Annotated in this window: 6 protein-coding genes; all 6 read left to right on the top strand. The window is 72.8% G+C overall.

Annotated elements, in window-relative coordinates; genetic code table 11:
• Positions 1-25: 25 nt before the first annotated feature.
• The 6 genes from ACTHMF_RS05095 to ACTHMF_RS05120 all read left to right on the top strand — a co-directional run bounded on the left by ACTHMF_RS05095 (position 26) and on the right by ACTHMF_RS05120 (position 9,076).
• Entirely contained in the window at positions 26-2,533 is a 2,508-nt protein-coding gene (locus ACTHMF_RS05095) for a DNA polymerase III subunit gamma and tau (protein ID WP_440316562.1), read from the top strand.
• Between the two features lie 4 nt (positions 2,534-2,537).
• Positions 2,538-3,134: a recombination mediator RecR gene (gene recR, locus ACTHMF_RS05100; RefSeq protein ID WP_115695927.1), complete on the top strand. Its 597-nt coding sequence runs from the start codon at positions 2,538-2,540 to the stop codon at positions 3,132-3,134.
• Positions 3,135-3,211: 77 nt separating this feature from the next.
• A complete protein-coding gene (locus ACTHMF_RS05105) occupies positions 3,212-4,498 on the top strand; it encodes an aspartate kinase (RefSeq protein ID WP_314148296.1) in 1,287 nt (428 codons plus the stop codon).
• Between the two features lie 63 nt (positions 4,499-4,561).
• Positions 4,562-5,632, top strand: a complete 1,071-nt coding sequence (locus ACTHMF_RS05110) for an aspartate-semialdehyde dehydrogenase (RefSeq protein ID WP_314148294.1) — start codon at positions 4,562-4,564, stop codon at positions 5,630-5,632.
• A 143-nt stretch (positions 5,633-5,775) separates the two neighbouring features.
• On the top strand, positions 5,776-7,251 hold the full coding sequence (locus ACTHMF_RS05115; protein WP_314148293.1) for a malate:quinone oxidoreductase: 1,476 nt from the start codon (positions 5,776-5,778) through the stop codon (positions 7,249-7,251).
• Positions 7,252-7,453: 202 nt separating this feature from the next.
• The gene (locus ACTHMF_RS05120; RefSeq protein WP_440316563.1) at positions 7,454-9,076 is read left to right on the top strand and encodes an ABC-F family ATP-binding cassette domain-containing protein; all 1,623 of its coding nucleotides are present in this window, start codon (positions 7,454-7,456) and stop codon (positions 9,074-9,076) included.
• Positions 9,077-9,179 lie beyond the last annotated feature (103 nt).

Here is a 9,179-nt window from a genome sequence, read left to right on the forward strand (position 1 = left end):
CGGCGGCGGCAAGTAGCATGTGTGGGTGGTAACCGCTCTCTATCGCCGCTATCGGCCCGACACCTTCGCCGACATGATCGGCCAGTCGCAGGTGACGGAGCCCCTGATGACGGCGCTGCGCACCAACAGGGTGAACCACGCCTATCTGTTCTCCGGCCCGCGCGGTTGCGGCAAGACCACTTCGGCCCGCATCCTCGCCCGCTGCCTCAACTGCGCGGAGGGCCCGACGGACACCCCGTGCGGGACGTGCGCGAGCTGCGTCGAGCTCAGCCGCGACGGCGGCGGCTCGCTCGACGTGGTCGAGATCGACGCGGCCAGCCACAACGGCGTCGACGACGCGCGCGACATCCGCGAGCGCGCGATCTTCGCCCCGGCCCGCGACCGCTACAAGATCTTCATCCTCGACGAGGCGCACATGGTCACGCCGCAGGGCTTCAACGCGCTGCTGAAGATCGTCGAGGAGCCGCCGGAGCACGTGAAGTTCATCTTCGCGACCACGGAGCCCGAGAAGGTCATCGGCACCATCCGCTCGCGCACCCACCACTACCCGTTCCGGCTCGTCCCGCCCGCGCAGATGCTGGAGTACGTCCAGAGCCTGTGCGACAGCGAGGGCATGACGGTCGCACCCGGCGTCCTGCCCCTGGTGGTGCGCGCGGGCGGCGGCTCGCCGCGCGACACGCTCTCGCTGCTCGACCAGCTGATGGCGGGCTCGGAGGGCAGCGCCATCGAGTACGAGCGCGCGGTCGCGCTGCTCGGCTACACGCACGCCGCGCTGCTCGACGAGGTCATCGACGCGATCTCCGCACGGGATGCGGCCGGCGCGTTCGCGGCGGTCGACCGCGTCATCCAGACCGGCCAGGACCCGCGGCGGTTCGTGGAGGACCTGCTGGAGCGCCTGCGCGACCTGATCGTCGTCGCCGCCACGAGCGTCGAGGGCGCGGCCGCCGTGCTGCGCGGCGTCCCGCAGGACGAGCTGGACCGGATGGGCATGCAGGCGATGAAGTTCGGCGCCGCCGAGCTGAGCCGCGCCGCCGACATCGTCAACGACGCCCTCACCGAGATGACCGGCGCCACGTCGCCGCGCCTGCACCTGGAGCTGATGATCGCGCGCGTGCTCGTGCCGTCCAGCGACGACAGCCAGCGCGGAACGCTCGCGCGCGTCGAGCGGCTGGAGCGCCGCGTCGGCGTGAGCGACGCCGGCGGTCCGGAGCCGGTGACGGCCGCGCCGGCCGCCGCCGCGCCGGCGCGCAGCCGCGAGACGGCCGCGCCGGCTGCCGCGCCCGCTGCTGCTCCTGCGCCCGCCGCTGCCCCCGCGCCTGCCGCTGCCTCCGCGCCTGCTGCTGCCGCTCCCGCCGAGCCGGCGGCCGCTCCCGCCGCCACCGCCGCCCCGGTCGCCGAGCCCGCCGAGATCGCGGCCCCCGAGCCCGCGCCGGCCGCAGTCACGGCGCCCGCCGCCGATTCCGCGCCGGAGCCCGCCAGCGCGCCCGCCGCACCCGCTGCTCCCGCCGCGGTCGGCGAGGTGACGACGCAGCAGGTCAAGGACGCCTGGCCGCAGATCCTGGACGCCGTGCAGCGCGCCAAGCGCAGCGCCTGGATGGTCGTCTTCACCGCCCAGGTCCGCTCGCTCTCCGGCGATGTGCTGACGCTCTCCTTCCCGAGCGACAACGACGTGCAGAGCTTCCGCCAGCCGCAGGCCCCCGGCAGCCAGGGCGTCAGCGAATACCTGCGCCAGGCGATCGTCGAGATCCTCGGCATCCGGGTCAAGTTCATCGCGCGCGCCGACGGCGGACCGTCCGCGCCGTCGCGCCCGTCCGCCGGCGCACCGGCCGCTCCCGCCGCCGATCCGTGGCCGGGCGCCGACGGCGCCCCCGCCGCACCGGCCGCCCCCGTGCGCGCCGAAGCACCGGCGCCGACCCGGCCGGCCTCCGGTCCGTCCGGCTCGCCAACACCGTCCGGCTCCTCCGCACCGCGGGGAGGCGCTTCGGCGTCCACCGCTCCCGCGGCGTCGGCCGCCGGCGCGCCGGCGTCCTCGGTGACCGAGTGGGCGACCGTCGCCATCCCCGGCGGCGGCGCCGCCGGCCAGGCGACCCCGCCCGCGCGTCCCGCCGCGCCCGCCGCGCCCGCGGCACCCGTCGCGACGCTGGAGCGCGAGCAGCCGGCCGCCGCCGCCGACGAGCCGCCCTTCGACGACGTCCCTCCCGAGGAGACCGAGCCGCCCTTCGAGCCGCCGGTGCCGGACGAGCCGGCCGACGGCTGGGCGAGCGCCGCGCCCGCCGACCCCTCGGTCGGAGGCGCCGCGCCCGCGCGCTCCGCCGCAGGGCCGGCGGCCGGCGCGTCCCGCGCGCCCGCCGCCCCGGCTGCGCCCGCGGCTCCCGCCCGCGCCGCAGCCCCCGAGCGCAGCGCGCCGGCGGCCGGCTCCCGCACGCCCACCTTCCAGGCGCCGCAGCGCTACGGGGAGGCGGTCGTCCGCGAGATCCTCGGCGCCACCTTCCTCGAGGAGCAGCCCGCCCCGCAGAACCCGGGGATGAGGTAGCGGCGTGTACGAAGGCATCGTCCAGGAGCTGATCGACGAGCTCGGCCGCCTGCCCGGCATCGGGCCGAAGTCGGCGCAGCGGATCGCGTTCCACATCCTGCAGACCGAGACGTTCGACGTCACGCGGCTGGCGGAGGTGCTGCTCGAGGTGCGCGACAAGGTGCGCTTCTGCGAGATCTGCGGCAACGTCTCCGAGGAGGCCACCTGCTCCATCTGCCGCGATCCGCGCCGCAACCCCGCGCTGATCTGCGTGGTCGAGGAGGCGAAGGACGTGGTCGCCATCGAGCGCACCCGCGAGTTCCGCGGGCTGTACCACGTGCTCGGCGGCGCGATCAGCCCGATCGACGGCGTCGGCCCCGACGACCTGCGCATCCGCCAGCTCATGCAGCGGCTCGCGGACGGCACGGTGCAGGAGGTCATCATCGCCACCGACCCGAACCTGGAGGGCGAGGCGACAGCGACCTACCTCAGCCGCCTGCTCACCACGCTCGACATCCGCGTCACGCGGCTCGCCTCCGGCCTGCCGGTCGGCGGCGACCTCGAGTACGCGGACGAGGTCACGCTCGGCCGCGCCTTCGAGGGCCGCCGCCAGGTCTCCTGACCGGCCTTCGTCACATGGCGGAGCCGGCATATCCCCGGCCGGTAGAATGGACACTCCCGTGACTTCTGGAGTGCTACGTGGCTTTGATCGTGCAGAAATTCGGCGGCTCGTCCGTCGCGGACGCTGAGAGCATCAAGCGTGTCGCCAAGCGGATCGTGGAGACCCGCAAGGCCGGCAACGAGGTCGTCGTGGCCGTCTCGGCGATGGGCGACACCACGGACGAGCTGATCGATCTCGCGCACGAGGTCACGCCCATCCCCGCGCCGCGCGAGCTGGACATGCTGCTCACCGCCGGCGAGCGCATCTCGATGGCGCTGCTCGCGATGGCGATCAAGAGCATGGGCTACGACGCCCGCTCCTTCACCGGCAGCCAGGCCGGCATGATCACCGACGCCGTGCACGGCTCCGCGCGCATCGTGGACGTCACGCCCGGCCGCCTCAAGGACGCGCTCGAGGAGGGCGCGATCGCGATCGTCGCCGGCTTCCAGGGCTTCAGCCGCGAGTCCCGCGACATCACGACGCTCGGCCGCGGCGGCTCCGACACCACCGCCGTCGCCCTGGCCGCCGCGCTCGGCGCCGAGGTCTGCGAGATCTACACCGACGTGGACGGCGTCTTCACCTCCGACCCCCGGCAGGTCCCGCTCGCGCGCAAGATCGACAGGATCACCAGCGAGGAGATGCTGGAGCTGGCGGCGGCCGGCGCGAAGGTCCTGCACATCCGCGCGGTCGAGTACGCGCGCCGCCACAATGTGACCCTGCACGTGCGCTCCTCGTTCTCGAACAAGGAGGGCACGTACGTCCTCAACGAAGCAGCCGCGGCGAAGGCCGCGAAGAAGGATGGAAACGTGGAAGAGCCCATCATCTCCGGAGTCGCCACCGACCTGAGCGAGGCGAAGATCACCGTCGTCGGCGTGCCGGACGTCCCCGGCAAGGCCGCGCAGATCTTCAAGATCGTCGCCAAGGCGAACGCCAACGTCGACATGATCGTGCAGAACGTGTCCGCCGCCGCGACCAGCCTCACCGACATCTCCTTCACGCTCCCCAAGTCGGAGGGGCAGCGCGTGCTCACCGCCCTGACCGCCGAGCGCGACGAGGTCGGCTACGACTCGCTGCAGTACGACGACCAGATCGGCAAGCTGGCCCTGGTCGGCGCCGGGATGCGCACCAACACCGGCGTCTCGGCCAAGCTGTTCGAGGCCCTGTACGACGCCGGCATCAACATCGAGATGATCTCCACCAGCGAGATCCGCATCTCGGTCGTCACCCGCGCCGACACCGTCGCCGAGGCCGCCCGCGTCGTGCACTCGGCCTTCGGCCTGGACGGCGACGAGAAGGCCGTCGTCTACGCCGGCACCGGGCGCTAGGGAATACCCGGGCGCGCGCCCGCCGTTCGACTCCACCAAGACACCGACCCGAAGGGCCAATCCATGAGCGAGGCAACCGGACTGAACATCGCCGTCGTCGGCGCGACCGGACAGGTGGGCAGCGTGATGCGCCGCCTGCTGGAGGAGCGCGAGTTCCCGGTGAAGAGCATCCGCTTCTTCGCCTCGTCGCGCTCGGCGGGCACAACGCTGCCGTTCCGCGGCGAGGACATCGTCGTCGAGGACGTCGCGACCGCCGACGTCTCCGGCATCGACATCGCCCTGTTCTCGGCGGGCGCGACCGGCTCCAAGGCGCACGCCCCGCGCTTCGCGGAGGCCGGCGCGATCGTGATCGACAACTCCAGCGGCTGGCGGATGGACCCGGATGTCCCGCTGGTCGTCTCCGAGGTCAACCCGGAGGCGATCGACGACGCGCGCAAGGGCATCATCGCCAACCCGAACTGCACCACGATGGCTGCCATGCCGGTGCTCAAGGTCCTCGACAGGGAGGCCGGGCTCCAGCGCCTCATCGTCAGCACCTACCAGGCGGTCTCCGGCTCCGGGCTCGCCGGAGCGGAGGAGCTCGCCGGCCAGGTGCGCACGGCCGTCGCCGACGACAACCTGCTGCAGCTCGTCCACGACGGCTCCGCGGTCGCCATGCCCGCGCCCGTCAAGTACGTGCGGCCCATCGCGTTCGACGTCATCCCGCTCGCCGGCTCCATCGTCGACGACGGCGAGAACGAGACGGACGAGGAGAAGAAGCTCCGCAACGAGAGCCGCAAGATCCTGGGCCTGCCCGACCTGCTGGTCAGCGGCACCTGCGTCCGCGTCCCCGTCTTCACCGGCCACTCGCTCTCCATCAACGCCGAGTTCGCCGAGCCGCTCAGCCCCGAGCGCGCCACCGAGCTCCTCGCCGACGCACCCGGCGTCCGGCTGACCGACGTCCCCACCCCGCTGGAGGCGGCGGGCCAGGACCCGAGCTTCGTCGGCCGCATCCGCGCCGACGAGGGCGCGCCGGCCGGCCGCGGTCTCGCCCTCTTCATCAGCAACGACAACCTGCGCAAGGGTGCCGCGCTGAACGCCGTGCAGATCGCCGAGCTGGTCGCCAAGCGCCTGGGCAGCCGCGTCGAGGCCTGAGCGCCGAGGGGCGAGACGGTGCGGCACGCCCTCGGCGCGTCGCACCGACGACTCGCCCCTCGGCCACCCGGGGTTGTCTCGATGTCGAGACAGTTTTCGGGGCGCGAGAAGGGCGAGGCGGCCGCGCACCGTAGGATTGTCTGGTGAGCAATTCTCCCATCGACGTCGTCCTGATCGGCGGCGGCATCATGAGCGCGACGCTGGGGGCCATGATCCAGCGCGTGCAGCCGGACTGGAGCATCCGCATCTACGAGTCCCTCGGCGAGGTCGCCCAGGAGAGCTCGAACCCGTGGAACAACGCCGGAACCGGTCACGCCGCCCTCTGCGAGCTGAACTACATGCCGGAGGCGCCTGACGGGTCGGTCGACCCCGCCAAGGCAGTCAGCATCAACGAGCAGTTCCAGCTCAGCCGCCAGTTCTGGGCGAGCCTGGTCGCCGCCGGCGACCTTCCGGCGCCGCACACCTTCATCAACTCGACCCCGCACATGACCTTCGTGCGCGGCCGTGACAACGTCCGCTACCTGCGCCGCCGCTACGAGGCGCTCAAGGACCAGCCGCTGTTCGCCGGCATGGAGTACACCGAGGACCCGGCGACGATCGCCGAGTGGACTCCGCTGCTCACCAAGAAGCGCAATCCCAAGCAGCGCATCGCCGCCACCCGTCAGCTCGAGGGCACGGACGTCGACTTCGGCGCGCTCACCCGCGCGCTCATCGACAACCTGGTCGCGAACGGCGCCGAGCTCGCGCTCAACCACCGCGTCCGCAGCATCAAGCGCACCAAGGACGGCCTCTGGCGCATCAAGGTCCGGCACGAGGTCGGCAACACCCCGCACGAGGCGCTCGCGCGGTTCGTGTTCGTCGGCGCGGGGGGCGGAGCGCTGCACCTGCTGCAGAAGTCCGGCATCCCCGAGATCGCCGGCTTCGGCGGCTTCCCGATTTCCGGCCAGTTCCTGCGCACCAGGAACCCGAAGATCGTCGCCCAGCACCAGGCCAAGGTCTACGGCAAGGCCGCCGTCGGCGCCCCGCCGATGTCGGTCCCGCACCTCGACACCCGCGTCGTCGACGGTGAGACCTCGCTGCTGTTCGGTCCGTACGCCGGATTCAGCCCGAAGTTCCTGAAGACCGGAACCTGGTGGGACCTCCCCGGCTCGGTCCGCCCCGGCAACATCGGCCCGATGCTCGCCGTCGCTCGCGACAACATGGACCTGATGAAGTACCTGATCGGCGAGGTGTTCGCCAGCCGCGCCAAGAAGCTGAAGGCGCTGCAGGAGTTCATGCCGACGGCGAAGCAGGAGGACTGGGAGCTCATCACGGCGGGCCAGCGCGTGCAGGTGATGAAGAAGGACGCCAAGAAGGGCGGCGTGCTCCAGTTCGGCACCGAGGTCGTCGCGGCGGAGGACGGCAGCATCGCCGGCCTGCTCGGCGCCTCGCCCGGCGCGTCCACCGCGGTTCCGATCATGATCGACCTGCTGAAGCGCTGCTTCCCCGACCGTTACGACGGCTGGCTGCCGACCCTGAAGGAGCTCATCCCGACGGTCGGCACCACGCTGAACGACCGGCCGGCGGAGGCGGAGAAGGTGCTCAAGCGCACGGCCGAGGTGCTCGAGCTCGCGCAGTAGCGGCTGGACAAGCGCGCGGTCGGCCTGTTATGGTCGTCAGCGCTATGAAGTAAGAACTCCCTTTCGTCCCGCGCCCGAGGCGCCGTCGATGGAGTGAGCGACCCTTCAGGTCACCGCGCGTGTGCGCTTCCGCGCCCACTCCACACGGGGATCGCCCGGCGGGAACCGGCTCCTTGAGGAGCGCCCGAAAGGCGGTTCATCCATGCCAACGCTCACACTCTCTCCGCTCCGCGCCGACGGTATCTCGCACGGCTACGGCGACCGGCGCGTCCTCACCGACATCTCCCTGACGGTCGCCCCCGGTGCCCGGACGGGACTGATCGGCGAGAACGGGGTCGGCAAGTCCACGCTGCTGCGCATCCTGGCCGGCGCCGAGGTCCCCGATTCCGGTCTCGTCTCGACGCCCGCCCGGGTCGGCTTCCTCTGGCAGGAGGTGCGCTTCCGTCCCGAGGAGACGCTCGCGACGCTGATCGAGGACGCCATCGCCGAGGTCCGCGCCATCGAGCGCGAGCTCGAGTCGGCGGCCACGGCGCTCGCCGGCGACGACCCGGCCGCCTCAGCCCGCTACGACGCCGCGCTCGCGGCGGCGGAGCGTGCCGAGATCTGGAGCATCGACGCCCGGCGCGACGAGCTGCTCGACGGTCTCGGGGTCGGCGGGATCCCGCTGGCTCGGCGGGTCGGCGAGGTCTCCGGCGGCCAGCGCAGCCGGTTCGCGCTGGCGGCGCTGCTGCTGGGTCGGCCGGACGCGCTGCTCCTCGACGAGCCGACGAACCACCTGGACGACGCGGCCGCGGCGTTCCTGGAACGGCAGTTGGTCGGCTGGCACGGTCCCGTGCTGTTCGCCAGCCACGACCGGGCGTTCCTGGACGCGGTGGCGACCGGGCTGATCGACCTCGACCCGTCCCGCTCCGGCACGACCGTGTTCGGCGGCGGCTACAGCGACTACCTGGAGGCGAAGGCCGCCGAGCGCGCCCGCTGGGAGAAGCAGTACGCCGACGAGCAGGACGAGCTGGCGGCGCTGGAGCACGCGGTGGACGTCACCGCGCGGTCCATCGCGTGGTCGGGCAAGGTGCGCGACAACGACAAGTTCACGAAGTCGTACAAGGGCAACACGCTCGACCGGCAGATCAGCCGCAGGATCAAGAACGCCTCCGGGCGGCTCGACGACCTGCGCGAGAACCAGGTGCGCAAGCCGCCGGCTCCGCTGTCGTTCTCCGGCATCCCGTCGGGGTTCCAGACGCTCGCGGACGATGCGGGGACCCTGGTCTCCGCGCAGGACGTCCGGGTGCCGGGCCGGCTGGACGTCACCGAGTTCGCCGTCGGGCCGGACGCGCGCATCCTGGTGACCGGGCCGAACGGTGCGGGCAAGTCGACGCTGCTCGGCGTGCTCGCCGGCCGCATCGACCCCGCGGCGGGCGCGGTGAACCGGCGGCGCGGGCTGCGGACGGCCCTCCTGGAGCAGGATGTCCGCTTCGCCGACCCGTCGCTCACCCCGCGCCGCATCTACGAGATCGCGCTGGGCGAGAAACGGGCGGAGGCGGTCCCGCTGCGCGGTCTCGGCCTGATCGCGGCCCGCGACCTCGACCGTCCGGTCGGTACCCTGTCGGTCGGCCAGCAGCGCCGGCTCGCGCTGGCGCTGATCCTGGCCAGGCCGCCGCACCTGTTCCTCCTGGACGAGCCGACGAACCACCTCTCCCTGACGCTCGCGACCGAGCTGGAGGAGGCGCTCGGCGGCTACCCGGGCGCCGTGGTCGTCGCCAGCCACGACCGCTGGCTGCGTGCCAGGTGGACGGGTGCGGAGATCGCGCTGAGACCGGTGCGCTGAGGCGCGCGCGCCGACGTGCCTCGGCGGGGGCCGGCGACCCCCCCCCTGGCCGGCCCCCCCGCCGACCCCCGGCGGGGGCCCCCCCCCGGGGCCCCCCGGCCCC

The sequence above is a fragment of the Leifsonia sp. genome (assembly GCF_051955155.1).
GTDB lineage: Bacteria > Actinomycetota > Actinomycetes > Actinomycetales > Microbacteriaceae > Leifsonia.